Source organism: Bacillus sp. KS1 (assembly GCF_020075515.1).
Taxonomy (GTDB): domain Bacteria; phylum Bacillota; class Bacilli; order Bacillales; family Bacillaceae; genus Bacillus; species Bacillus velezensis.
The window spans coordinates 469,349-494,974 of record NZ_JACAWW010000004.1 but is presented as its reverse complement, the minus strand read 5'-3'; the positions used below and the strand labels follow the sequence as shown (position 1 = coordinate 494,974).

The 25,626-nt window shown below is 45.3% G+C and carries 19 protein-coding genes; 14 read left to right on the top strand and 5 right to left on the bottom strand.

What is annotated here, in order from left to right; all coding sequences use genetic code 11:
* Nucleotides 1-5: 5 nt before the first annotated feature.
* Entirely contained in the window at nt 6-1,457 is a 1,452-nt protein-coding gene (locus tag HWY38_RS02825; RefSeq protein WP_224181222.1) for a spore germination protein, read from the bottom strand.
* Nucleotides 1,458-1,675: 218 nt separating this feature from the next.
* On the opposite strand from HWY38_RS02825, the gene manA reads away from it, so the two are divergent.
* Together manA and HWY38_RS02815 are read left to right on the top strand one after the other, a co-directional pair.
* Nucleotides 1,676-2,626: a mannose-6-phosphate isomerase, class I gene (gene manA, locus HWY38_RS02820; protein WP_224181221.1), complete on the top strand. Its 951-nt coding sequence runs from the start codon at nt 1,676-1,678 to the stop codon at nt 2,624-2,626.
* Between the two features lie 140 nt (nt 2,627-2,766).
* Nucleotides 2,767-5,412 carry an N-acetylglucosaminidase gene (locus tag HWY38_RS02815; RefSeq protein WP_224181220.1) on the top strand — a complete coding sequence of 882 codons (2,646 nt, stop codon included), beginning with the start codon at nt 2,767-2,769 and terminating at the stop codon, nt 5,410-5,412.
* A 61-nt stretch (nt 5,413-5,473) separates the two neighbouring features.
* On the opposite strand, the gene HWY38_RS02810 is transcribed toward HWY38_RS02815, so the two are convergent.
* Complete coding sequence (locus HWY38_RS02810; RefSeq protein WP_224181219.1) at nt 5,474-6,640, bottom strand: CDP-glycerol glycerophosphotransferase family protein; 1,167 nt, start codon at nt 6,638-6,640, stop codon at nt 5,474-5,476.
* Nucleotides 6,641-6,672: 32 nt separating this feature from the next.
* Nucleotides 6,673-7,443 (bottom strand): WecB/TagA/CpsF family glycosyltransferase, encoded by a 771-nt coding sequence (locus tag HWY38_RS02805; RefSeq protein WP_007407501.1) that lies wholly within the window; start codon nt 7,441-7,443, stop codon nt 6,673-6,675.
* Between the two features lie 355 nt (nt 7,444-7,798).
* Between HWY38_RS02805 and tagD the strand changes: the two genes are divergently transcribed.
* From tagD to tagH, 5 genes are all read left to right on the top strand, one after another.
* Nucleotides 7,799-8,188, top strand: coding sequence for a glycerol-3-phosphate cytidylyltransferase (gene tagD, locus HWY38_RS02800; protein ID WP_003151361.1), 390 nt, complete (start codon nt 7,799-7,801; stop codon nt 8,186-8,188).
* Between the two features lie 137 nt (nt 8,189-8,325).
* On the top strand, nt 8,326-9,864 hold the full coding sequence (locus HWY38_RS02795; protein ID WP_101670509.1) for a glycosyltransferase family 2 protein: 1,539 nt from the start codon (nt 8,326-8,328) through the stop codon (nt 9,862-9,864).
* Between the two features lie 49 nt (nt 9,865-9,913).
* Nucleotides 9,914-12,088, top strand: a complete 2,175-nt coding sequence (locus HWY38_RS02790) for a CDP-glycerol glycerophosphotransferase family protein (protein WP_043867476.1) — start codon at nt 9,914-9,916, stop codon at nt 12,086-12,088.
* Between the two features lie 185 nt (nt 12,089-12,273).
* The gene (locus HWY38_RS02785) at nt 12,274-13,101 is read left to right on the top strand and encodes an ABC transporter permease (protein WP_003151365.1); all 828 of its coding nucleotides are present in this window, start codon (nt 12,274-12,276) and stop codon (nt 13,099-13,101) included.
* A 20-nt stretch (nt 13,102-13,121) separates the two neighbouring features.
* The gene (gene tagH, locus HWY38_RS02780; RefSeq protein ID WP_003151366.1) at nt 13,122-14,666 is read left to right on the top strand and encodes a teichoic acids export ABC transporter ATP-binding subunit TagH; all 1,545 of its coding nucleotides are present in this window, start codon (nt 13,122-13,124) and stop codon (nt 14,664-14,666) included.
* Nucleotides 14,667-14,705: 39 nt separating this feature from the next.
* On the opposite strand, the gene galU is transcribed toward tagH, so the two are convergent.
* Nucleotides 14,706-15,590, bottom strand: a complete 885-nt coding sequence (gene galU, locus HWY38_RS02775) for a UTP--glucose-1-phosphate uridylyltransferase GalU (RefSeq protein ID WP_003151367.1) — start codon at nt 15,588-15,590, stop codon at nt 14,706-14,708.
* Between the two features lie 229 nt (nt 15,591-15,819).
* Between galU and wecB the strand changes: the two genes are divergently transcribed.
* The gene (wecB, locus tag HWY38_RS02770) at nt 15,820-16,959 is read left to right on the top strand and encodes a non-hydrolyzing UDP-N-acetylglucosamine 2-epimerase (protein WP_130571414.1); all 1,140 of its coding nucleotides are present in this window, start codon (nt 15,820-15,822) and stop codon (nt 16,957-16,959) included.
* Between the two features lie 31 nt (nt 16,960-16,990).
* On the opposite strand, the gene HWY38_RS02765 is transcribed toward wecB, so the two are convergent.
* The gene (locus tag HWY38_RS02765; RefSeq protein WP_224181218.1) at nt 16,991-17,908 is read right to left on the bottom strand and encodes a LytR family transcriptional regulator; all 918 of its coding nucleotides are present in this window, start codon (nt 17,906-17,908) and stop codon (nt 16,991-16,993) included.
* Between the two features lie 180 nt (nt 17,909-18,088).
* On the opposite strand from HWY38_RS02765, the gene HWY38_RS02760 reads away from it, so the two are divergent.
* From HWY38_RS02760 to tuaC, 6 genes are all read left to right on the top strand, one after another.
* Nucleotides 18,089-18,406 carry a LytA gene (locus tag HWY38_RS02760; RefSeq protein WP_224181217.1) on the top strand — a complete coding sequence of 106 codons (318 nt, stop codon included), beginning with the start codon at nt 18,089-18,091 and terminating at the stop codon, nt 18,404-18,406.
* Nucleotides 18,407-18,438: 32 nt separating this feature from the next.
* Entirely contained in the window at nt 18,439-20,559 is a 2,121-nt protein-coding gene (locus tag HWY38_RS02755) for a SpoIID/LytB domain-containing protein (protein ID WP_224181216.1), read from the top strand.
* A gap of 21 nt (nt 20,560-20,580) precedes the next feature.
* Complete coding sequence (locus HWY38_RS02750) at nt 20,581-22,071, top strand: N-acetylmuramoyl-L-alanine amidase (RefSeq protein ID WP_015418344.1); 1,491 nt, start codon at nt 20,581-20,583, stop codon at nt 22,069-22,071.
* A gap of 217 nt (nt 22,072-22,288) precedes the next feature.
* Nucleotides 22,289-22,948, top strand: coding sequence for an exopolysaccharide biosynthesis polyprenyl glycosylphosphotransferase (locus HWY38_RS02745; RefSeq protein ID WP_224181215.1), 660 nt, complete (start codon nt 22,289-22,291; stop codon nt 22,946-22,948).
* Between the two features lie 35 nt (nt 22,949-22,983).
* Nucleotides 22,984-24,432: a teichuronic acid biosynthesis protein TuaB gene (gene tuaB / locus HWY38_RS02740; RefSeq protein WP_088461748.1), complete on the top strand. Its 1,449-nt coding sequence runs from the start codon at nt 22,984-22,986 to the stop codon at nt 24,430-24,432.
* Nucleotides 24,429-25,625, top strand: coding sequence for a teichuronic acid biosynthesis protein TuaC (tuaC, locus tag HWY38_RS02735; RefSeq protein WP_224181214.1), 1,197 nt, complete (start codon nt 24,429-24,431; stop codon nt 25,623-25,625). The genes tuaB and tuaC overlap by 4 nt, the downstream gene beginning before the upstream one ends.
* Nucleotide 25,626: the final 1 nt, after the last annotated feature.

Here is a 25,626-nt window from a genome sequence, read left to right as displayed (position 1 = left end):
GGGGATCACCTTTGCTTGATTTTATCTTTCGTCTCTTTTCTGGTCGGCCGTTTTTTCAAAAGAGGCGTCGGCAGTCTGACGATCGTATCTTTTAAGTCTTGGCCAGGCTGCGCCATGATCGGAATAAGATAGTCCTGACCGAAGCTTTTCAGACGCATCAGATGGCCGATGACAAGCAGATAGCACATGATCAGTCCGTATAAACCTAATATCGCCGACAGAATCATTGAAAAAATACGGATGAGCCTCAGCGGAAAATTGAACGCATAGGAGGGCGCCGTAAAAGAAGCCAACGCCGTAACGGATACGACAATAACCATCATCGCGCTGACAATATTCGCCTGAACGGCGGCCTGCCCGATCACCACGCCCCCGATCAGGCCGATCGTCTGTCCGATCGGCTTCGGCAGCCTGAGTCCGGCTTCTCTGATCATCTCAATCGTAAAAATCATGATGAACGCTTCAACAAAAGGAGGGAACGGGACATTCAATCTGCTTCCGGCAATCGTAACCGCCATTCTCGTCGGTAAGAGCCCCGTGTGAAACGTAACGAGCGATATGTAAAGGCCGGGTAAATAAATCGTGATTAAAATGCATGTATACCGAAGCAGCCTGAGAAAGGTAACCGGAACCCACCGCTGATTATAATCGTCAGGGGAGTGGATAAATTCATCAACGGTAGCCGGCACCAAAAGGGTAAAAGGCGTTCCGTCTACAAGAATGGAGACCCTTCCTTCCAAAAGAGCGCCCATAACCCGGTCGGGCCGTTCGGTCGTCAAGACGGTCGGGAAAATGGAATACGTGTTATCTTCAATAAGCTGCTCGATCGCTCCTGATTCCGGAATGTCGTCAATGGTGATGGACTCCAGTCTTTTCATCACTTCTTTTACGACATCATCAGGGGCAATATCCCGAATGTAGGCAACGGCGATCCGCTTTTTTGTCCGTTCGCCGAGTGTGATCTCTTTGATCTGGAGGTTGGGATCACCGGACTGCTCGCGCAAAAGCGCCGTGTTTGTACGGAGCTTTTCGACAAAACCTATCCTAGGCCCCCGTTCAAGCACTTCTGAAGCCGGTTCTTCAATATCACGCATTTTAAATGTTTCCGTCTCAAATGAAAGGGCTTCCTCCCATCCCTCCGCCAGCAAAACCGATTTGCCGGAGAAAATGTCTGCCTCCGCGTCCTTAAGTGAAGAAAGCCGGGTGTGACGATAGCCGAAAGAGATGGATGACGGCGGTATTTCAGCCGGTTCCTCTTGATGCCGGGCGGCCGCCTGCACGGGCGAAATAATATATTCCGCAAGCAATTGATTGTCGGTCAATCCGTCTATATATATAAGACAGGCGTCACATTTGCCGTTTCCGTACGTAAACGAATAAAACATCATGTCATCGCTTTGGCCGAACCGTTTTTTCAGCGCTTCAAGGTTTTTGCCGAGCTCCGCATGTATCGTCACAATGTTCCCCCCTTTTTCCATCAGTTATTTTAATTTGCGACAAACAAGGCATTTTATTCTGGAATAGGAAATGACTGAGCATTCCGCCCCATCCGAATGGTATAATGAGCAGGTCAGCCATTTTATACATAATGTTTTAACCGCGGCTCCCTCCGTGTTTTAAAAAAGACACAGGGGGAATGGGATATGAGCCGCTTTTTAAGGGGAGGGGAACGAACATGACGCAAGAGCCGATTTTTTTACAGCCTGTATGTAAAGAAAAACTATGGGGCGGCACGTTATTACGCGAACGATTCGGATACGACATACCTTCAGAAACAACGGGCGAATGCTGGGCGATTTCAGCCCATCCGCACGGAATGAGCACGGTCAAAAGCGGTCCGTATCAAGGGAAAACCTTGATGGAACTGTGGGATCAGCATAGAGAATTATTCGGCGGAACGGAAGGGGACCGGTTTCCGCTGCTGACGAAAATACTGGACGTCAAACATCATCTGTCTGTTAAAGTCCATCCTGACGATTATGATGCCGAGGAGCATGGACTGGGCGAAACGGGGAAATCTGAGTGCTGGTACATTATTGACTGTAAAGAAAATGCGGAAATCATATACGGTCACACGGCCCGTTCGAAAGCGGAACTTGTCACCATGATTAACAGCGATGACTGGGAAGGTCTGCTGCGCCGTGTGAAGATCAAACCCGGCGATTTTTATTATGTGCCGAGCGGAACCATCCATGCCATTTGCGCGGGGGCGCTCGTGCTTGAAACACAGCAGAATTCAGAGGCCGCCTACCGGATATATGATTACGGGCGTACAGATCAAAACAGCCAGCCGCGTGAGCTGCATATCCGTGATGCCGTCAACGCCGCCACCGTTCCGCATGTGGACGGATTTTTGGATGAATCAACTGAAACGAGAAAAGGTGTCACCATCAAAACCTTTGTGCAGGGAGAATATTTTTCTGTATACAAATGGGATATCAGCGGGACGGCGGAAATGACCCAGGACGCTCCGTTTATGCTGTGCAGCGTCACAGAAGGAAGCGGCTCCATCATCTGTGAAGGCAAGTCTGCCAAGCTTGAAAAAGGCGCGCATTTCATACTGCCGGATCAGATGCCTGACTTTACGATAAACGGAGATTGCACGCTCATCGTTTCTCATATATAAAACCAAACTTAATCCCAGCTCTGGGATTAAGTTTTTTTTATTTGGAAAATTGGGTGGTTTCTCTCTGTAAAAATGAAGAAGGCCGGCCGATAAATAAACTAGTTTGATAGAAACCAATTGAATCAGAAAGAGGAGAAGGAATGAAAAAGAGATTCGTTGCACCTATGTTATTGTCCGCCGTTTTCCTTGTCTTTTGCACCCTTACACAGCCCGCTGAGGCCGCATACAGCGACTACTCCGTTTACGAGCTGGAAACGAAGCAGCAATTTGCTTCTGAGAACGAGGCGCTTCAAGCGGCAGCCAAATTGAAAAAGGATACGGGGTGGCAGGCTGACGTAAAGAAAGCCGGAAATACGCCGCTCACTTATCAAATCTCAGCTTCAGGCTTACACGATGAAACGGATGCGAAAACCGTGCTGAAAGATTTTACGAAGCAGACGGGCGTGGCCGGCACTTACAGCGCAAGCGGAAGCAAACAGCCGTACGTGACCGTCACATCAGGCGTTCTATCAGACGAGCGGCAGACGAAAAATCTTCTTGCCGAACTGACGAAAAAAACGAGCGTGACCGGCGCCGTCAAGCCGGGGGGGACAAAACAGCCGTACATGCAGGTCGTGACTGCTAAGATGGCGGCCGAAGCGGACGCAAAAGCGCTCTCGCAAGCATTGACAAAGCAGACGGGCGTGAAAGCGTCATACCGTCAGGTCAAACGGGAAACAGCCCGGTTTCAGATCCAATCAGGAACAATCTCCGGCGATCAAAAAGCCGCTCAAATCCAAACTGATTTTCAAAAGCAAACAGGATTGCAGTCGTCGCTGAAAGTCACGGCAAAGGCCAGTCCGAATATCACCGTGACAGCCTCTGACATTTCAAATGCAAATGCTGCGGCAGGTTTAGCGAAACAGCTCCAGCAGAAAACGGGCGTCAAAGGGAATGTTCAAAAGTATGCCCAAAGCAAAACAGCAACCGTGTACAACGTGCAGTCAGGATATTTTAACGGAGTAAGCGCCGTGCAAAATGCTATCACCCAAATCAAGAAGAATACGGGTGTCAGCGGAAGCTATCAAAAAGCCGGCAAGAAAAATAATTATACGGTCGCGATGAGCGGACTGACGGCTAAGCAGCTGCAAAGTGTTCAAGCTTTCTTTAAAAAGAAAAAATGGCATTGCGACGCATCGCCTGTCAAAAAGACAGCAACAGTGTCCGTTTATCGGATCACGGCAGGGCAGCTTACCGCTGCACAGGCAGATCAAGCGGAGGCGTTTTTCCGCCAGCAGCATGTAAAGACGGCAAGAACAGCGGCGGGAAAAACAGCAGAAAACGAATATCAGCTGCTTTCTCAGCAGACGGCAGACCAGTCGAAGATAAAAAAAGGATTGAATCTGCTGGCGGGATATAAACTGACTGCCATTTCAAAAACGATATCCAAGCAGACGGACACAACGTACCAAGTCACAACCGAATCACTGCTTGATACGGCAAAGATCAATCGTTCGCTGGACTTTTTCAAAGGGAAAAAAGTATCTGCCTCCGCACAGAAAACAGGTGAAGCGGCGTATACACAATTCAGAATTGAAACGGCACCGCTGCTTAAAAAGGAAGACATTGACCGCGTGACTGCTTTTTTCAAGCAAAACAAAGCGGCCGGCACTGTGAAGGAGACGGGGAAAACCGGCTCTGCACAGTACGTCATCAAAACCGAAACATTCAGCAGTAAAACCGTTTTAAATAAAAGCATGAGCTTTTTCAGCGCCAAACAATTACAGGCCGGCTATACGAGTGAAAGCCATCCGGTTTATGAACTCCGCATTCGCGATCAATTCACGGGAGCGCAGTCAGCGGACGCCGCCTCCCAAAAGCTGAAAAAGCTGTACGGATGGACGATGGCTATTTTGAAAATAAAAAACGGACCGCAAATCATGAATACCAATTACAACATCTCGCTGGCAGATATGGTCAAAAAACAAATGACAGTCAGCCCGCAGACTGATGCCGCGGCTTATGCATCGCTTACGTACATCAATACGGCCTCCGGAACGGTCACAGCCGACGTCCTGAACGTCCGGTCAACCCCGGAAGTCAGCTCCGGCAATATTATCGGGCAGTTGAAAAAAGGCGATAAAGTCAGCATCACAGGCCAGACAAACGGCTGGGCCAAACTCAGCATGGGCTGGAGAAACGCCAGCAGTGATGAAGTCGGGCAGTACGTCAATCCGGCTCACTTCGCGCAAGACAGCAAGTATTACTTTCAGTTTCTGAAGCTCTCTCAGACAGCCGGACTGAACGCATCGGAACTGAATCAAAAAGTGCTGGTCAATAAAGGAATACTGACAGGGAAAGGCCAGGCCTTTATTACAGCCGCCGGCAAATACAGCATCAATGAAGTGTATTTGATTTCGCATGCTTTGCTTGAAACGGGCAATGGCACGTCAGAGCTTGCGAACGGCATTATGTATAATGGTAAAAAGGTTTACAACATGTACGGCATCGGGGCTTATGACAGCAACCCGAATTACTACGGCGCACAATACGCGTATAATCAAGGCTGGTTTACTCCGGAAGCCGCGATTATCGGCGGAGCCCAATTTATCGGTGCCTCTTATATTCACAATCCTTCATATGAGCAGGATACGCTGTATAAAATGAGATGGTCTCCAGCCGCGGCCCATCAGTATGCGACAGACATCGGCTGGGCGTATAAGCAGGTAAACCGCATGTACAGCTTATACTCACTGCTGGATGACTATACGCTTTACTATGATGTTCCCGTGTATATGAAAGTATAAAAAAAGGGCTGAAGTGTATGCTTCAGCCCTTTCTTCATGCAAAAAACACCCGCCGTCGGATTCAGGCAGGCGCTTCAGCACAATTTTTCATTTTTGTTTCCGCAAATTTCAATAACGCTTCACTCGAATTCCCATCTGAATACATATTCCATTTGTCCGAGAACCGCTTCATTTCTTCTGCACGAAATGGCTTTTTCGTCATTTCCTCCAGAAGGGCTTCGCTGTCATGACAAGCCTTTCCGGGAATGACGGACGTATAATTGTCGATTAAACCGCGTTTTTGATCATATTCCTCCAGATCATACGTGAAAAAGAAAATCGGTTTATTTAAGAGCGCGAATTCAAAAGGCACGGAAGAGTAATCCGTAATTAAAATATCAGCCGCTTTCAAGAGATCATGAAGACGCATGTCAGACACGTTCTTGATCAATTCGCTTTCAAACGAAGCCGAAATCTGATGCAAAACGGCAGGATGAAGCTTTACAAGCAGCACATACTCTCCGTTTAACGCGTTTGTGAGCTGTTCTTCGGTGAATGGCAGCCGAAAGGATTGCATATCATAATCCCTGAATGTCGGTGCGTACAAGATGGTTTTTTTCGGCCATTTGTGCTTCAGTTCGGGCTTGTGTTCTTCATAATAGACGTCAGTCAGGGGGACACCCGTTTTTAACAGCTGGCCGTCCCGTATGCCGAACGACTTTTTAAAAACGTCAGCCATCGCGTCTGAACCGACGGTGACAAAGTCAAACGAGCGGTACACTTTTTTAAAACGGCTGATATCTGATGCCGGGCGGTTTTGATTCGTCACATCCTCAAGGCCGAACTTTTTCAAAGAGCCGTTCGCATGCCACACCTGAATGCATGTCGTTTGCGGCCGGCGGTTTAAGACGCTTGTCATGAGGAAATAGTTATCCGTTATCACCACTTTGCTCTTAAAAAGGATCAAAACAGCCTTCAAAAGATGCAGCGGATGTTTTTCGTTCAGATAAAAAGAGCCGATACCTTCCAGCTCTTTTTTCAGACTGACGGCGTGTCTCGTATACACAACCGTCACTTCATAAGAAAGCGATTCAGCGTGCGCTTTGTAAGAACGGATGAGAGCCTGCGCATTCTCTTCAAAAGATACCAGCAGGGTCAGATGGTTCTTGGGCTTTACAGGCTTGAACAAAACGCCGAGAACAGACAGATATATAGAATAAAAAGCGGCGAATAAAGATCGCAAGTTCATAGATTACCAATCTCTTTTGCTGTTTTATTTGTTTAAAGCTGTTTCGTTTGATCTTCTGCCTGCTTGGAATACAGGCTTTTATTTGATTTATTATTTCTCAAAACGGTAAAAGCATACTTCGGAATGTTCAGCATCCTTTTCCATCTCCACGGATTCGTCACCAGTCTGTACAGCCATTCCAGATTCGTTTTGATCATCCATTCAGGGGCGCGTTTCACCGTTCCGCTGAACACATCAAAGCTTCCGCCCAAACCGATCGATACAGCCTGAGGGAAAAGATGTTTGTATTCATAAATAAATTGTTCCTGATGGGGATATCCTAAGGCGACAAACACGAGATCGGGTTTCGCCCGGGAAATCTGTTTGGCGACGAAGCGTTTATCCGCTTCATAACCGTTGCTGGCTCCGACAACCTCAATATTCGGATACTCTTTGCTGATCCGGTTCAAAACGGCGTCAAGCACGTCTTGTTTAGCTCCGTATAAAAATATTTTTTTAGACTGCCGGTTTGCGAGACCGAGCAGTGCAAGAAACACATCGAATCCCGCAATTCTTGATTTCAGCGGGTGCTGCGTCAAACGTGACATTAACACGACGCCGATACCATCCGGCAGGACGAAATCCGCGGATGAAATGACTTGATGATAACCTTTGTCTTTCGCCGCAGCGTATCCGATCTCAGGATTGACCGTCGCAATGACGGCTCCTTGCTTTTGTGCGATATAATAAGTGTCTAAATATGAAATAAACTCCTGTAAATTTCCATTAACGTAAGAAAGGTTGTGCACCATTTCAGTCTGCATCTGCCGTCCTCCTTTTTGTACGGGATTTTCTTTCACTTTTTCGTGACTTAGGCTAAGCTTTATTTTAACATAATACCTTCAGATAAACTTAACAATAGTTTTACAAAAATATAAATAAGATAACAATTTCTTTAATCACACGCGCAAAAACCCTGCTAAACTCCTATTGTAATAACATTTGTTAATAAGTGGATTTTAACTTCGTTTTACATTGGCTTAACCTTTTCAGGGCTATGTGATATAATGAGGTTCCATGAGTACGAAATTGGCACTTTAGTGATTAAGGATACAGCTGCGCAGCATTTCAGGGCAGTTGCTTGTTATACGTATGATGATAGAAAGGAGCTTTTGTTTCATGAAGAAGGTCATTACTTACGGTACGTTTGATTTACTGCATTGGGGTCATATTAAACTGCTTGAGCGCGCAAAGCAGCTTGGGGATTACCTTGTTGTCGCCATCTCAACAGACGAGTTCAACCTGCAAAAACAAAAAAAGGCCTACCACAGCTATGAACACAGAAAGCTGATTCTGGAAACGATCCGTTATGTCGACGAAGTCATTCCGGAAAACAGCTGGGATCAAAAAGTACGTGACGTAGCGGATCACAACATCGACGTGTTCGTAATGGGAGACGATTGGGAAGGCAAATTCGATTTCCTTAAAGATCAATGCGAAGTCATCTACCTCCCTAGAACCGAAGGCATTTCCACCACACAGATTAAAAAAGAAATTGCCGGGGTGTAATTGAAACATTCGGATATACAGATGATAAAGAAGTACTCCCTCCGGATAGGGAGTACTTCTTGTAATATAAGGTTATTTTCGCTATATTTGTTATGCGCTTTTGAAAAAAAGCTAGACAATAAGAGGAGAATTTAAAGATGAATCTTAGTAACTTTTTTAAGTTGAATAAAAAAGAGTCCAAGCCGTCCGTAGAAGAACGCGAATATACCATTTTAAACAAAGAAGCATTGGCGGAAGAGAAGAAGGTAGCGGTAGTCGTTCCTGTTTATAATGCAGAAGAATATGTAAGGAAAACAGTTGATTCAGTGATCCTTCAAAACATCGGCTTTCAGCATATTTCTTTAATTCTGGTCGATGATTGCTCTACTGATGATTCCAGAAACATCCTGACTGAGTACGCCGAGTTGTATGAAAATATTACAGTCGTCTTTTTGAAAGACAACACGGGAACCCCGGCTTATCCGAGAAACTTGGGAATTGAGCTGGCAAATGCGAAGTACATTACATTTTTGGATGCAGATGATTGGTTTGCGCCGAACGGAGTTAAAATCTTATTCGACATGCTTGAAAGAGATCAGGTAAATTATGCGGTCGGAAAAACGATCGAAGTGCAGGTGAACGGTCAAAAAACGATCGGGAAACATGAGTCTTCGCTGAACAGAGCGAAGGTATCGCCTTTTTCAATCCGGCATATTTTCTATCATCTGGGCCCGCGGGCAAGAATGATGAACTTACAATTTCTAAAAGATAATGATATCAGATATCCGGAAATGAAATTTGCTGAAGATAAGCAATTTTTTATGGATGTTCTTTTGGCGTGCGGAGATATTTCAACGTCAACCGAACCGGTCTATTATCTGAACAGAATGGACAATAATGAGTCGCTGACAAAGCAGACTAATATAATGGAAAAAACCGACACGAACATAGCCGTAATGAAGTATATTCTGAACAAAAAATTGGATACTGAAAAAGAGAAGATGGCGATGAACCGCCTGATCGAATTCGATTCCATTACGCGCCTTTTCGATCGGATGCACTTCCTGAAAAGCGAAAACAAAGAAGCCTACTACAATAAATTCAATGAAATTCTGAATGTGTTAAAGAAGACGAAATACGATATTTCCGAGACATTTTTTCATCCGATTCATAAAACAGCCTTCCGTCTGCTGACTCAAAAACGGTATGATGAGGTCGAAAAGCTGTTCCGCTGGTCCAAAAAAGAGCCCGATAAAACCATCGTGACGCAAGACGGGCTGGCTTATTTAGAAAGCCCGCTGACGGATGAAGAAAATAAACTGGTCGAACTTCGCATGCACGGAGAAACGGAAAGCGCGGTGTTCGCCGATCATAAATTCACCGTTACGTTCCGCTTGTTCGGACAGGACAGAAATAATGCCCAATATATTCTGTTTCAGCACAGAGATAACATGAAAGTACACCACCAGTTTCCGGTTCAGTCACTGGGAGACGGGCGGTACGTCCTTGAAATCCCGTTAAGTGACATTGAAAAAGTCGGACTTGGCGGTTATATTATGTATGTCATTTATAACGATTATGAACGTGTCATGTTAAACAGAGAAGACGGTGAAAAGGTGACGGCAGAAGTGAACGGACTGCAATATCAATTCTACCGGACGGTGAAGGAGAACCTTTCGCTGAAAGTAACAAAATGATGATTGTGATTGGATATGTTTAATTGAAACAGAGGAGTAGACTTATTTTATGGGTATAGAAAATCCTGTCAGATACAAGTTAAAACATCTTAACATAAAGGAAGAGACATTCAGCATTACGATATCCTGTGAAAATGTCACTGCAGGGGAAGAGCCTTCTCTTCAGATTATAAATCGTAAGACAAAAGCGGAACTTTCCGTCCCTCTGAAACGGTTGGCCGGAGAAGGCGGGGAGTACCATGCTGTCATGAGCACGGATCTGCTTTCTGACCATACGGACGGCAAAGGATGTCTGGATTTCTATGTCTCCTTTATCAATGATGACAGTGATATCAGTAAAAAACGGTTAAAATCCAGCCTTGAACCTATTGAACTGTCTTCTTATAAAGATGAGGCTCATCATATGTACTTTTTCCCTTACACGACGAAGAAAGGGAATTTCTCCTTAAAGCTGCTGCAGAAAAAGTTCGTCACGCGGATTGATGAAATGGAGCTCGAATCTGACGGCAGCTTACATCTGAAAGGTTTTGCATTCCGGCTGAATGCGGCAGAAACCTTAAAGATAAAAGAAAAAAACCTGATTCTGAAAATGAAAAAAGGCAAAGAAGAGGAGCCTCTCATTCTGAAGTATCCGCTTCACGACGTGCCGAGACACGACCTTGATGAATATGTTCAGGACACAACGATGCTTGACACGATAGGCTTTGATACAAAAATTGATTTGAATGCCGTTTATAAAGAATTGAATCAGCAGCTCATCTTTCAATTCCATATTCAATTCATTTTTGAAGATGCCGGGACAGGTGAAGAGATTATCACCAACAGCAAACCGTTAAAGGTTCTGAAATCTGAACATGTAAACCCTAACCAATTCACGGTTCTTAAAACGGAAAAAGGGCCTGCCAGATTTCACGTTTTCACGAAAAAGAAAACGAAAAATCTCCACCTGAGAATGAACGATTACAGCTTCAGCACCCGCGTGGAGTATTTTGTGAAAGGAAAGCTGAAACGGGGCGCTTCCTTTGTACGCAAGAGAAAGAATAAGCTGAAAAAGTTCATTGAGAAAAGAATACAGAACACTTACAAAGCAGGATTCAGATTTGCAGGAAAACTGCCTGTCAAACAGAAACTTGTCATGTTTGAAAGCTTTGCCGGAAAACAGTACAGCTGCAACCCGCGGGCGATTTATGAATACATGAGCAAAGAGATGCCGGAATACCGTCTCTGCTGGAGTGTAAACCCCGCTTACTCACAGACATTTAAAGATAAAGGGATTCCTTATATCGAACGCTTCACGTTCAAATGGCTGTTTGCCATGGCAAGAGCCGAGTACTGGGTTGTCAACAGCCGTATGCCGCTGTGGATTCCGAAACCTGAGCATACGACATATGTCCAGACATGGCACGGCACGCCTTTAAAGCGCCTTGCCGTAGATATGGATGAAGTGCATATGCCCGGAACAAACACTGAAAAATACAAGCGCAACTTTACGACAGAGGCTTCAAAGTGGGATTACCTGATTTCACCGAACGCATATTCAACCGAAATATTCGCCCGGGCGTTTCAGTTTAATAAAACCATGATTGAATCGGGATATCCGCGGAATGACTTCCTTCAGACGGATAACAGCCCTTCTGTCATTAAAGCGCTGAAAGAAAAAATGAATCTTCCGCAAGATAAAAAAGTGATTATCTACGCACCGACATGGCGGGATGACCAATTTTATAAGAAGGGAAAATACAAGTTTGACCTTGATTTAGACCTTCACCAATTGAGAGAAGCGATCGGCGACCGTTATGTCATTATTTTACGGATGCATTATCTCGTGGCGGAAAACTTTGATCTCGGACCGTATGAAGGATTTGCGTATGATTTCTCCAGCTACGAAGATATCCGTGAGCTGTATATGGTCTCTGATTTACTCATAACGGACTATTCCTCTGTCTTTTTTGACTATGCGAATCTGAAAAGACCGATGCTGTTTTATGTGCCTGATATCGAAACGTACCGGGATAAACTCAGAGGGTTTTACTTTGACTTTGAAAAAGAAGCGCCCGGCCCGCTTGTCAAAGAAACAGGTGACGTTATCAAATGGGTCAATGAAACGGAATCAGATGATTATAAGCTTCCGGATTCGTTCGGGCCTTTTTACGAGAAGTTCTGTTATTTAGAAACCGGAGAATCGTCTGAAAAAGCCGTAAAAGTGATTTTCGGGGACAAGTAAATAAGTGCAAAAAAGCATAATTTAACCATGTTAATTATGCTTTTTTGCTTAAGTGACGGCATGTTGCGCTCATGGGACTCAGGCTTGTTATGAAGTGAAAAATACATCGTAATCTGTTACAATTATGAGCGGTGCTTTTGTAAGTCAAAGCTATTACCTAAAACTTACGACTAAGGAAGATTAGAATGAATGCATTGGTAAAAATTCTGAAAGAGCAATTCAACTCATTTCCGCTGATTATGCGGCTTGCAGTGTACGAAACGAAATCAAAGTATCAAGTGAACTATTTGGGTATATTGTGGCAGTTTCTCAACCCTATGATTCAAATGCTGGCTTACTGGTTCGTATTTGGTCTCGGGATTCGCGGCGGACATGATATGGTGCTTGGAAATGGAGACAGCGTACCGTTCATCGTTTGGATGCTGGCCGGCTTAATTCCTTGGTTCTTTATCAGTCCGACGATACTGGATGCATCTAACAGCGTTTTTAAACGGATAAATTTAGTGTCGAAAATGAACTTTCCGATCAGTTCACTGCCTTCTGTAGTGATAGCATCGAATTTATTCAGTTACTTTGTGATGATGGCGATTTATATTATTGTGCTGCTGAGCAACGGACTGTTTCCGACGCTTCACTGGCTGCAATATATTTATTACTTGTTTTGCATGATCAGTTTTATGTTTGCTTTCGGCCTGTTTAATTCAACCATCAGCGTATTAATCAGGGACTATCAGTTTTTGCTTCAAGCCGTCACAAGGCTTCTCTTTTTTCTTCTGCCGATTTTCTGGGACATTGCGGAGAAATTTGGAAACAGACCTGAAGTTTTGACCATCTTGAAGTTAAACCCTCTTTTCTATATTATCGAGGGCTTCAGAGACAGCTTTATGGAAGGGCAGTGGTTTTTCCACGATGTGAAATACACACTGTATTTCTGGTTCGTCACACTGCTGCTGTTAACAGTCGGTTCACTTCTTCATATGAAATTCAGAGATAAGTTTGTTGACTTTCTTTAATATAGTAAGGAGATTATACGATGAAACTAAAAGTTTCGTTCAGAAATGTTTCAAAACAGTATTTTCTATATAAAAAACAGTCTGACAAAATTAAAGGATTGTTTTTCCCAAACAGAAATCAAAAAGGTTTTTTCGCTGTCCGAAATGTTTCTTTTGACGTCTATGAAGGGGAAACGATCGGATTCGTAGGTATCAACGGCTCGGGAAAATCAACGATGTCCAATCTGCTTGCAAAGATCATTCCGCCGACAAGCGGTGAGATTGATATGAACGGGCAGCCGTCTTTAATCGCGATTTCTGCCGGATTAAACAATCAATTAAGCGGCAAGGACAACATCCGTTTAAAATGCTTGATGATGGGTCTCAACAATCGGCAGATAGACGAGCTTTATGAAAAAATCGTTGAATTCGCGGATATCGGCGACTTTATAGATCAGCCTGTTAAAAGCTATTCAAGCGGTATGAAATCCCGTCTCGGTTTTGCCATATCGGCGCATATGGACCCTGACATCCTTATTATTGATGAGGCGCTCTCAGTAGGGGACCAGACTTTCTATCAGAAATGTGTGGACCGCATTACGGAATTTAAAGAACGCGGCAAAACGATCTTTTTCGTCAGTCATTCCATCGGACAGATTGAGAAAATGTGTGACCGGGTGGCTTGGATGCATTACGGCGAAATGCGTATGTTCGACGAAACGAAAGCCGTTGTAAAAGAATATAAAGCTTTTGTGGATTGGTTCAACAAGCTTTCAAAGAAAGAAAAAAAGAAATATCAAAACGAGCAGATTGAAGGCAGAACGCGGGCAGCCGAGGAACAGAAAATCACTCAGGCGCAGCAAAAGAAAGCGAAGCCTAAATTCATTGCCAATACGATACAGATTACGCTGCTTGCATTGCTGGCTGTCGGCGCAGGCGCTTCGATGTTTTCAGACAAGCCTCTGCGTGCGATCACATCTTTCGGTGACGTCAAACAGAGCGATGCCGGCCTTTATGAGTCTGTGAATAAACCTGCTTTGGTAAAAGCTGAAAAGGCGGACCTTTACACTGAAAAAGATATAAAAGGAAAAGCCTCCGCAAGTGTAAGTTTCGGTACGAAGGTGCAGATAGAAGCCGAGAATAACCAGGCGGCTAAAGTGAAATTAAACGATAAAGAGTACTTTATGAAAAAGACTGATCTGTATAAGGTGAACGCTTTAAAAAAGACGGATGTTCAGCTGAATGATTTCAGCGGCAGTTTATCAAGCCAAACAGCAGAAGAGTTTCTCTCATATCTCAATAAAAGCCGGGACGATGTGCAGCGTAAATTGAAAAATCCAGCTGCGGGACAAACGGCTGACGGACGGAACGTATTAAAAGCATCCGATGCAAAAACGGATGTAGTGATTGACAATGATACAGTCTCCGAAGTGGTTTTTCATTTATCGCGTCCTGCAGACATCTCAGCTTTAAGTGAAAAAGGCGGCAGCAAAATCAATCAGAATTTGCTCATGCTTAAAAACCAGGAATATACTTTTTCTGTGAACAATGCTGATAAGACACTGACGGTAACGTCTAAAAAGTAAAGATCACATAAAAAAAGCTGCCGGATTCGGCAGCTTTTTCTATTCGTCAGCTTCTTCTTTTTCAAGAAGATCCTTCATGAACGGAATTAATTTATGGCGGATATCCTGATCCTGTAAGGCAAATTCAAGCGTCGTCTCGATAAATCCGAGTTTTTCACCGACATCGTAACGTTTTCCTTCGAAATCATAAGCGAAGACACGCTGAATGTCATTGAGCTTTTGGATGGCGTCCGTTAATTGAATTTCTCCTCCTGCACCGACTTCCTGCTGTTCAAGGTACATGAAAATTTCAGGAGTGAAAACGTATCTTCCTAAAATAGCCAAGTTGGAAGGAGCTGTGCCCGGTTCAGGCTTCTCTACAAAATTTTTGACCTGGTAACGGCGGCCTTCATTTGTTAACGGATCGATAATTCCGTAGCGGTGTGTGTCGCTTTCAGGAACTTGCTGAACACCGATGATGGAAGACAATGTTTTTTCGTATTCATCCATCAGCTGACGAAGTCCCGGTTTTTCAGCCTGGACAATATCATCGCCGAGAAGAACGGCGAAAGGTTCATCGCCGATGAAGTTGCGTGCGCACCAAACGGCATGACCGAGTCCTTTTGGCTCTTTTTGGCGAATATAGTGGATATCCGCAATATTTGACGATTTTTTCACTTTTTGAAGCAGTTCGATTTTCCCTTTTTCTTCTAAATTGCGTTCCAGTTCAGGGGCATTGTCGAAATGGTCTTCTATTGCTCTTTTTCCTTTTCCGGTTACGATAATAATATCTTCGATGCCGGATTCGACAGCTTCTTCGATAATATACTGAATTGTCGGCTTATCAACGATTGGAAGCATTTCTTTAGGCATTGCTTTTGTGGCCGGCAAAAAACGAGTGCCTAAACCTGCTGCCGGAATAATGGCTTTGCGTACTTTCTTCACTGAATAACACCATCCTTGTTTCTGCAAAATCTTTTTTTTCAGAACTATAACCTAGTCTTTTTCCACTTTACCACAATTGATTAAAATTCACACCTTTTAATCCGCTTTCAAAGAGTCTTGTAACGGTTTTTGCTTTGTTTGCCATTAAGCTTTACAATATCTAAGAAACGGCATAAATATGTTAACATGAAGGGATATCCGACATATAAAACGAGGTGCAGACAAACCGTTGAAAAAACTAAAAGTAATGACCGTATTCGGTACAAGACCTGAAGCAATTAAAATGGCTCCGCTCGTATTAGAGCTTGAAAAATATCAGGAAATTGATTCGCTGGTGACTGTAACCGCACAGCACAGACAGATGCTGGATCAAGTGCTTGAAGCATTCAGCATCACGCCTGATTTTGATTTGAATATTATGAAAGAGCGTCAAACGCTTTCAGAAATTACATCTCATGCTTTGCTGAAACTGGACAAGCTGTTCCAAGAAGTAAAACCAGATATCGTTTTGGTCCACGGAGATACGACGACAACGTTCGCCGGAAGCCTTGCCGCCTTTTATCATCAAATCGCCGTCGGCCATGTGGAAGCCGGTCTGCGTACGCAAAATAAATACTCTCCTTTCCCTGAGGAAATCAACCGGCAGATGACGGGCGTGATCGCTGATGTGAATTTTGCGCCGACAAGCCAGGCTGAACAGAATCTGCTTGCTGAAAATAAAAAGCCGGATTCTATATTTGTCACGGGAAATACAGCGATAGACGCACTTCAAACGACAGTGCGGGAAGATTATTTTCATCCGATTTTTGACAAGCTGGACGGAAGCAGGATGATTCTTTTGACAGCGCACAGACGTGAAAATTTAGGCAGGCCGATGGAACAGATGTTTAAGGCCGTCAGAAGAGTCGTTGAGGAGTTTGAGGACGTACAAGTCGTTTATCCCGTTCATTTGAATCCCGCAGTTCGTGAGGCCGCAGAAGCCCATTTCGCTGATTCGGACAGGGTGCATTTAATAGAACCTCTGGAGGTCGTGGATTTCCATAACTTCGCTGCGAAAGCAAATTTCATTTTGACCGACTCGGGCGGAGTGCAGGAGGAAGCGCCTTCTCTCGGAAAGCCGGTCTTGGTGCTTCGGGACACAACCGAGCGCCCCGAAGGAGTGAAAGCCGGGACATTAAAGCTGGCGGGTACAGATGAAGAAACGGTGTATCAGCTGACAAAACAGCTCTTAACCGATCAGGCTGAATATGAACGGATGTCAAAGGCGTCAAACCCTTATGGTGACGGATCGGCTTCAAAACGGATTGTGGAAGAACTGCTTTATCGGTACGGCTATAGAAAAACCCGTCCGCAGCCTTTTACAGAATAAAAAAACTCTGCATCATATGCAGAGTTTTTTATTATTTCAGGCTTTCTTTTAATTCTTTTTTGACTGAAGCGAGGCTTGCTTCATCTAATTTGTAATAATAGATATTGTTGATTCTCGTTCCCGTTCCCTTCAGTTCATGCTGAGTGACTTTGCTGCGGGCGTTTTTATAGTCAGTCATAACCGTCCACATATCATCGAATGACATGTTTGTTTTCATATTGTTTTCAATGACCTTAAACATATCTCCGAATTTCGTGACAGACGAGATGTTTGCCCCTTTAGAAATAATCCCTTCAATCACTTGGCGCTGGCGCTGCTGCCTGCCGAAATCTCCCCGGGGATCTTCTTTTCTCATGCGGGTGTAGGCAAGTGCTTCTTCGCCGTTCAGGCTGATGTTTCCCGTTCCGAAAGAATGCCCGTCGTAGCTGAAGGCAAACGTGCTGTTCACCGTAATCCCGCCGAGTGTATCCACGGTATCTTTGAAGCTCTCCATGTTTACTTTCACAAAATAATCTACCGGCACGTCAAGCAGGTCCTCGACGGTATCCGCGGCCATCTGCGTTCCGCCGAAAGCATAGGAGTGGTTGATTTTATCCATCGTACCTTTGCCGGAGATTTTCGTATACGTATCACGCGGAATGCTGACCATTTCCGTTGAATTCGTTTTAGGATTGACGGTCATATAAATCATCGTATCCGCGCGCCCTTTGTCATTTTTCCGCTCATCGACTCCCATGATTAAAACAGAAATCGGGTCCTTCTTTCCGAGATCTATATCCGTGTCACGTTTGTCCGATTTTTTCAAGTCTTCCTGAATGTTTGCCACCGTTGAAGCTGCTTTGTGCCACAAGTAGTAGACGTAGCCTCCTGATGATAAAACTAACAGCCCGATGATTGTTACGATTGTCAGAAGAACTTTTTTCTTCTTTCTTTTTCGTTCAGCTCTCATTTGTCATCACCTTTTCTATTAACTTACATATGAAATTTCCTAATCTTTATAAACCTAGTCATATTTTTACTTATAACCATGTAATAGACGAAACTCTTAAAAAAAAGGTTACAAAAAGACCTTAAAATTACCTTAAAAAAAAGTTAGTATAAGACGATACATAAAGATGAGGTGAAAAAAATGAAAAAAACTATTGCAGCTTCGTTCTTTATACTGCTTTTTTCTATTGTATTGGCAGCGTGCGGAACGGCGGATCAATCAAAGAAGGGAAGCGGTTCTTCGGAGGCCCAGGCTCAAAAAGAAACGGCATATTATGTCGGTATGGCGGATACGCACACAATTGAAGTAAAAGTGGATGATCAGCCCGTCAGCTTTGAGTTTTCTGATGACTTCTCTGATGTTCTGAATAAATTCAGCGAAAATGACAAAGTCAGCATCACTTATTTCACAAATGATAAAGGCCAAAAAGAGATCAAGGAAATCGAGAAAGCAAAATAATACACCATGATCAGCAAAAGGCGGGATAAAAATTGAAGAAAACAATATGGGCTGTCTGTTTTTCTGTGATATTCAGCCTGGCTTTATTACCGGAAAGCACTTTTGCGTCCAGTTCTGATATTTCAGTAAAACTGACGAATTATATTGGTAATAAATCGACTCTGAATATCGAACCTTCAGGAACTTATAAACTGACGGGAAGCGATGTCTCCTCCGTTGTCAGATTAGGAGGCGCATCCAAATATGATACGGCTAACACTGCGACATCTAAGTATTGGAAAAATCCGTCCAACGTGGTCGTCGTGAATACGGACGCTTATTTTGCGGACACGCTTTCCGTCATTCCTTTAGCGAATAAACTGAAAGCGCCTGTTCTGCTGACTGAAGCGAAAAAACTGAGCAGCAGCACAGAAGCGCAAATCAAGAAATTCAGTCCGGATAATATTCTAATCATCGGCGGGACGAACAGTATTTCGTCAGCCGCGGAAAAGACATTGAAGAAATACGGCCGCACGAAACGGATCAGCGGAAAAAACAGATATGATCTGTCTAAAAATATTGCGGCCGAAATGGGCAGCTATGACCAAGCGGTCGTAGTAACGGGGGATGTATATACGGATGCGCTGGCAATCGCGCCTTATGCCGCGCAGAACGGCTATCCGATTCTCCTGACGAAAAAAGATTCCCTCCCGAGCTACAATCTGCCTAAAAAAGTAATCATCATGGGAGGCACTTCAAGCGTCAGCAAAGATGTGGAGAATCAAATTAAAAAGAAGGCCTCGGTCACCAAAAGAATTACCGGCTCAAACAGATATCAAATATCAGCAAACGCAGTCACTTCGCTGGGCATGGATGCAAGCAAAACGGTGGCTGCCAACGGGACAAAATTAGCGGACATCGTTGTCGGATCAAATATTGCCGCCGCAAACCATATGCCGCTTGTATACATCAAAAAAAGTGAAACACCGGCCGACGAAGCCAGCCTTTTTAAAAAGAAAGGCACCTATTCTTATACATTAATAGGCAGCGCGAATTCAATTGCCGATTCAGTTAAGGCTGCTTACGCAAAAGAGTTTTATCTCGTAAACGGAAAGACGTACCGAATTGAAACGTCCGGCGGCAAATTAGGCGTTGCAGGCATTAACAGCGGAAAAACGTCTTTCAAGGCGGTTCCTGAAAAATATTCAACAGCAAACACAATCAGCATTGACGGAAAGCCATATCTGGGGAATATGAGTTTCACTGCGGAATCCGGCAAATATGTAAGACCTGTTAATGAAAACATTCCTTTTGAGGATTATCTGAAAGGTGTCCTGCCGAATGAAATGCCGGGAAGCTGGCCGACAGAAGCGCTGAAAGCCCAGGCTGTTGCCGCCCGCACCTACTCTATCGGCAAGATGGGACAAACAGTCGCGGATACAACGGCCTTTCAGGTTTACGGGGGATACAGCTGGTATCCAAACGCCACCGCAGCCGTTAACGGAACAAAAGGGAAAGTGCTCACTTATTCCGGCAGATTGATAGATGCCACTTACTCATCAAGCAATGGCGGTTACATGGAAGCCGGCGATGAAGTGTGGGGATCGAAAGTGCCGTATTTAGTAGCCAAAAAGGATACAAAAGATCCGGAAATCAGCTGGTCTTTAACATTGCAGAAGCAGCAGCTGCCAGCGGGTCTGGATATGAAAAATCCCGCATCCTGGTGGTCTAAAACAAACGAAGCAAATGCCGCGCAGCTCAACGGAATAAAAAATTGGCTGATGAAAAATAAAGAAACCAATGCAAGTTCCATAAAAATTGCAAGCATCTCTGATCTCTCGCTCACCGGAAAAACAAAAGGCCAGCGCGCGGAAGACGCCGCGGTGAAGGTCACGTACCATGTGAATGACAAGTCGAAAGGCTATGTCATGAACAAGACTGCATCTGTTGAGGTGAAAGCGTCTGAACTCAGGACGATGATCGGAGCTTCATCTTTTAAAAGCACATACGCCAGTGCGTCCGGTAATTCTTCGCAAATCACGATATCAGGAAAGGGATACGGCCACGGCGTAGGAATGAGTCAATACGGAGCAAAAGAAAGAGCGGAGGCCGGAGAGCCGTATACTTCTATTCTTGCGTTCTATTATCCTAATACAGCACTTACAAACTACTAAACTTCTGTGGAGGAGATCGGATTGAAATTCATCATAAAATGTCTCCCCGTCTTTATTCTCGGGGTCATTCTATTTGTCCCTTCCGCTTTGGCTGACAACACGGTTAAAAGGATCGGCGGAAGCACCCGGTATGATACGGCTGTACTGGCGGCAAAACAATCATGGGGTGAAGCGAAAACGGTCATTATCACCGGCGGAACTTCATATGCCGATGCAATTGCCGCTGCGCCGCTTGCATATCAAAAAAATGCGCCGCTGCTGTTTACAAATAAAGATCAGCTGTCTGCCGGCACAAAAAAGGGATTAATTGATTTAAAAACGAAGAATGTGATTATCGTAGGCGGCACACCTGCCGTTTCGAAAAATACCGCAAATCAAATTGCTAAATTAGGCATCAGTGTCAAACGGTTATCAGGGAGCACGAGATATGCCACAGCCGCAAAAGTGGCGGGTGAAATGACAAGATCTTCTACAGCCCTTGTGGTCAACGGGTTTGTTGATGCAGATGGAATGGCTGCGATTTCTTATGCGTCCGCTAAAAAATATCCGATTTTATTCACTAATGATTCAACGTTAAATGGTTCTACGTCCAATGCGATCAAAAGCTTGGGGATTAAAAACACGATTGTCATCGGCGGGACAAGCAGCATCAGCAGCTCACTTTACAATAAACTGCCGAACCCTTCAAGAATCAGCGGTAAAAACCGCTATAACCTGTCTGTGAATCTTGCAAAAAAGACAGGCTTAAGCACAGGCTATACGTTTGTTACCAATGGCTTTAAAGAGGCGGATACCATCGTCGGAGGCGTGCTGAGCGCCAAACAGGGAAGAGTTCACCTGCTGACGAATGGAGACAGTCTGTCAAAAGACGTCCGGACGTATATCGGAAGTAAAAACATCACCAGCTTCACCGTCATAGGAAGTGCTTCATCTTTAAGCAACAATGCCGCGTCGCAGCTTAAAAATCCGGTTGTCGGCAAAACGGTCTTTATTGATCCGGGGCATGGCTATCAGGATTCAGGTGCAACCGGAAACGGCTTGCTTGAGAAAAATGTGAACCTTGATATCGCTACGCGTCTTAACAATCAATTATACGGGGCGGGCGCGCTTACTGTAATGTCGAGGAAGGGCGACACCTTTGACTCGCTTGAGGAGAGAGTGAACAAAGGGGCGAAGGCGAACGCCGATATTTTCATCAGCGTCCATGCGAACGCAAATGATAACAGCAGTGCAAACGGTACGGAGACGTATTATGATAAAACGTACCAATCCGCAAACAGTCTGAGGCTTGCCCAAAATATTCAGCCGAGAATGGTTTCTGCTCTCGGCACGCGTGACCGCAGTGTGAAAACTGCCGGATTTTACGTCATTAAGTATTCTAAAATGCCGAGTGTCTTGTTAGAAACCGGTTTTGTCACAAGCCCGATTGATGCCAACATTTTAAAACAATCAACGAAAAAGGACAGACTCGCGGCGGGGATCACCCAAGGCGTTTCCTCCTATTTCAGATAATATTTTTCATGGAAACAGACCGGTTCATACCGGTCTGTTTTTTTATTTTTCATTATGCTTTGTCTCAAATATGGATATGAATAGATTTACAATAAAAAAACAATAATCGAAACATTCTAATAAACATTAACGCTTCCTTTACTTCCAATTAACATCCATCTGCTAAACTCACGGCATAGGTCATCAAACATCCCAACAAATCGTGAGGTGTGTGTCAGTGGGAGCAGAGAAAAGCATGAATGTAAATAATAACTATGCAGTGCGGCAGGGGACTTCCGCTGCCGTTACGGAAAGAACGGCCCGTTATTTGGCTTTTAAGCGATTCATGGACATTGTGTTTGCGCTTGCGGGGCTCTTGGCGGCGCTCCCGGTGATGGGCCTGTTCTCCATACTGATTCGTTTGGAGTCGCCCGGCCCGGCTTTTTATAAGCAGGAGCGGGTGGGCAAAGACGGGAAGCAGTTTTATTTGTATAAGCTCCGCTCTATGAAAATAGATGCTGAAAAATCGGGGGCGGTCTGGGCGCTGAAAAAGGATCCACGCGTGACAAAGGTCGGCGCTTTTATCAGAAGGACCCGTATTGATGAGCTGCCGCAGCTGTTAAATGTGCTTCGGGGAGAAATGAGCCTGATCGGCCCGCGTCCCGAGCGTCCCGTGTTTACGGAACAGTTTCAGGCCGAGATTCCGGGGTTTACGGAGCGGCTGGCCGTTAAGCCGGGATTAAGCGGCTGGGCGCAGGTCAACGGGGGATATGACATGACACCGAGGGAAAAACTGATGTTTGACTTATATTATATCCGCAACCTGACCTTTTCATTGGAACTGAAGATTATGCTCAAAACGTGCAAAGTGATCTGGACCGGTGACGGGGCGCGATAAAAATTCTGGTCAGCAGACAAAAAGTAGGGAAAACGATGCCTAGTATTACAAATCAAATCTTGAGCGGCGCCAAATGGACAAGTATTTCGACAGCGTGTATTACGGTCATTCAAATCGTCCAATTCGCCCTGCTCGGGCGGGTCATGTCACTGGCCGAATTCGGCCTTGTCGGCATGATCACAACGGTAGTGGTGTTTGCCCAAATTGCGCTTGATATGGGTTTTGGCGCCGCGCTCATTCAAAAAGATCATGTGACTGATAAACAGATGTCTTCCTTGTACTGGCTGAATATCATAACGGGGCTTGCGCTGTTTGCGCTGCTGTTTTTCAGCAGTCCGCTCATCGCCGATTTTTATCGGCGGGAGGAGCTTGTCTATTTAATCCGCGTGCTGGCCGTCATGTTTTTAATCGCGCCGATCGGTCAGCAATACCAGTATATGCTGCAAAAAGCGCTGGCATTTAACACGCTAAGCAAGATTGAAATCTTTTCAAATGTGCTGTCCTTCGTGTATTTGGCGGCTGCGGTTTTTTATACGGACCCGATTCTCGCCTATGTGATTTCCCAGGTGCTGCTGCAATCGTCAAAAGGCATTCTGTACTGGATGTCCTGCAGAAAAACATGGAGACCGGCGTTCGTTTTTGATCTGAAAGGAATGAAAGGCTTCTTTTCTTTCGGGGCCTTTCAGCTGTCTTCCCGGCTTGTGAACCGGCTCGGAGCGAATATTGATATGATTCTGATCGGCAGTTTTATCGGCGCCGAGGCGCTCGGCATTTACAATCTGGCCTACCAGATTGTCACGCTTCCGGTATTAAAAATTAATCCGATCATTACGAGAGTCGCATTTCCCGTCTTTGCGAAAAACAAGCATGAAAACAGCGTTATCAGAGAAGGATTTCTTAATATGACCAAAATACTCGCGCTGATATCCTTTCCGCTTTTGCTCGGTTTGGTTTCAGTGTCGGATGCATTCGTGGCTTCGGTATTCGGAGAAAAATGGCTGGCGGCTGTCCCGGTTTTAAACGTTCTCGCCATCGTCGGGATTTTAAGGGTCCTGATGAATCCGAACGGATCTGTGCTGCTCGCAAAAGGGCGGGCCGATCTGGCGTTTTATTGGGACGCCGGGGTGATGCTGCTGTATGGTGCATCTTTGTACGCCGCTGTGCTGTCCGGAAATCTCTTGACGGTAGCCTGGACGTACGCTTTCATCAGCATCCTGAATTTCCTGATCGGGCGCTGGCTGTTGGCATATGTCATTAAGCTGCGGCTGTCGGCTTACTTCAAAGCCGTAGCCAAACCGTTTCTGCTTACGGCGGCAATGGGTGTCATCGCCTTTACAGCCAGCTTCGGAACGGAGCGCATCAGCCTTGATGTCAAGCTGCGTCTGGCGATCTCCGTAGCCTGCGGCGCATTGTGTTATTTATTCCTGTTAGGAAAAGCTTATCCGCATATGAAAAGTAAATTAAGAAAAGGACGTTTGCTATGAAGGTATTGTGGATGACAAGTGTCTATCCGAGCAGTGAGAAGCCGGGGGAAGGCGTTTTTCATGAAACACAGGCGCAAGAACTGAGAAAGCTTGGCGCGGAGATGACCGTCATTTGTCCGCGACCGAAACTCGCCGCGCCATTCCGGGTGCTGAAAAAGACGTATCGGCAAAAGGATATCAGGCCGGCGCATGAATGGCGGAAAGGCGTGTCCGTCCACCGGCCGTTTTATCAGGCGGTTCCCGGGCAGCTGAAATGGGCGCAGCCGCATAAAAGAATGGCGTTATCGGTTCTTTCCGCGATTAAAAGTCATGGCCTGAAGCCCGATCTGATTCACGCGCATTTCGCCATGCCGTCAGGCGGAGCGGCCGCCATTGTGTCAAAGGCTTTAGGCATCCCGTATGTGCTGACCTTGCATGGCAGTGATGTCAATGTCTATCCGCATTACAGCAAAAGCGCTCATCGCGCATTTACATTTGCGGTGCGGGAAGCAGCCGATATTTACGCTGTGAGCGGCAGTCTGCGGGAACAAATGAAAAAGCTCATCGAAGCGGAGTGCAGCGTGCTTCCGATCGGCATCACGCTTGACGCCTTCCGAGAAAGGAACGAGACGAAAGAAGCCGTCAGAAAACGGCTCGGCCTTCCCCCGGATAAAAAACTGATCGTGTTCATCGGCAGGCTTGTCAAAGAGAAAGGCGTTTTCGACTTATCAAATGCCGTTCAGTCATTGGATGAAAATTATGAAGCCGTCTTTGTCGGTGACGGTCCCGCCGCATCTTCATTGCGGGAAGCCGCTCATATCGTCACGGGGCAAGTGCCGAACGACAAGGTACAGGACTATCTGCTGGCCTCGGATGTAATGGCGCTGCCGTCCTACAGCGAAGGCATGCCGACTGTGGTCATTGAGGCGCTCGCTCTGAAGGTGCCGGTGATCTGCACCGATGTCGGAGGATTGGCTTCTTTATTCGGGAAACACCGGGGGTTGCTGATCAAGCCGGGTTCACCTGAGACGCTGGCAGAATCGATTCTGCAATATGACGGAGGAGAGGCTTGGACGCCGCAAACAGCCGAGGAACTTTATCAAACCGTCCGCACGTATTTTGACGCAAGCCAAAACGCGAAAGCACTGAAAGAGAAATACCGATCCGTAATGAACCGGGCCGGGCAAGAGGAGAACCTTTCGAAAGAGGGATGAA

Excerpts from the sequence above, each read along its gene's own strand:
- HWY38_RS02810 (WP_224181219.1), bottom strand. The coding sequence starts at position 6,640 with ATGAACTTGCGATCTTTATTCGCCGCTTTTTATTCTATATATCTGTCT.
- tuaC (WP_224181214.1), top strand. The coding sequence starts at position 24,429 with ATGAAGGTATTGTGGATGACAAGTGTCTATCCGAGCAGTGAGAAGCCG.
- HWY38_RS02815 (WP_224181220.1), top strand. The coding sequence starts at position 2,767 with ATGAAAAAGAGATTCGTTGCACCTATGTTATTGTCCGCCGTTTTCCTT.
- tagH (WP_003151366.1), top strand. The coding sequence starts at position 13,122 with ATGAAACTAAAAGTTTCGTTCAGAAATGTTTCAAAACAGTATTTTCTA.
- HWY38_RS02760 (WP_224181217.1), top strand. The coding sequence starts at position 18,089 with ATGAAAAAAACTATTGCAGCTTCGTTCTTTATACTGCTTTTTTCTATT.
- manA (WP_224181221.1), top strand. The coding sequence starts at position 1,676 with ATGACGCAAGAGCCGATTTTTTTACAGCCTGTATGTAAAGAAAAACTA.
- HWY38_RS02790 (WP_043867476.1), top strand. The coding sequence starts at position 9,914 with ATGGGTATAGAAAATCCTGTCAGATACAAGTTAAAACATCTTAACATA.
- HWY38_RS02795 (WP_101670509.1), top strand. The coding sequence starts at position 8,326 with ATGAATCTTAGTAACTTTTTTAAGTTGAATAAAAAAGAGTCCAAGCCG.
- HWY38_RS02785 (WP_003151365.1), top strand. The coding sequence starts at position 12,274 with ATGAATGCATTGGTAAAAATTCTGAAAGAGCAATTCAACTCATTTCCG.
- HWY38_RS02765 (WP_224181218.1), bottom strand. The coding sequence starts at position 17,908 with ATGAGAGCTGAACGAAAAAGAAAGAAGAAAAAAGTTCTTCTGACAATC.
- tagD (WP_003151361.1), top strand. The coding sequence starts at position 7,799 with ATGAAGAAGGTCATTACTTACGGTACGTTTGATTTACTGCATTGGGGT.
- tuaB (WP_088461748.1), top strand. The coding sequence starts at position 22,984 with ATGCCTAGTATTACAAATCAAATCTTGAGCGGCGCCAAATGGACAAGT.
- HWY38_RS02805 (WP_007407501.1), bottom strand. The coding sequence starts at position 7,443 with ATGCAGACTGAAATGGTGCACAACCTTTCTTACGTTAATGGAAATTTA.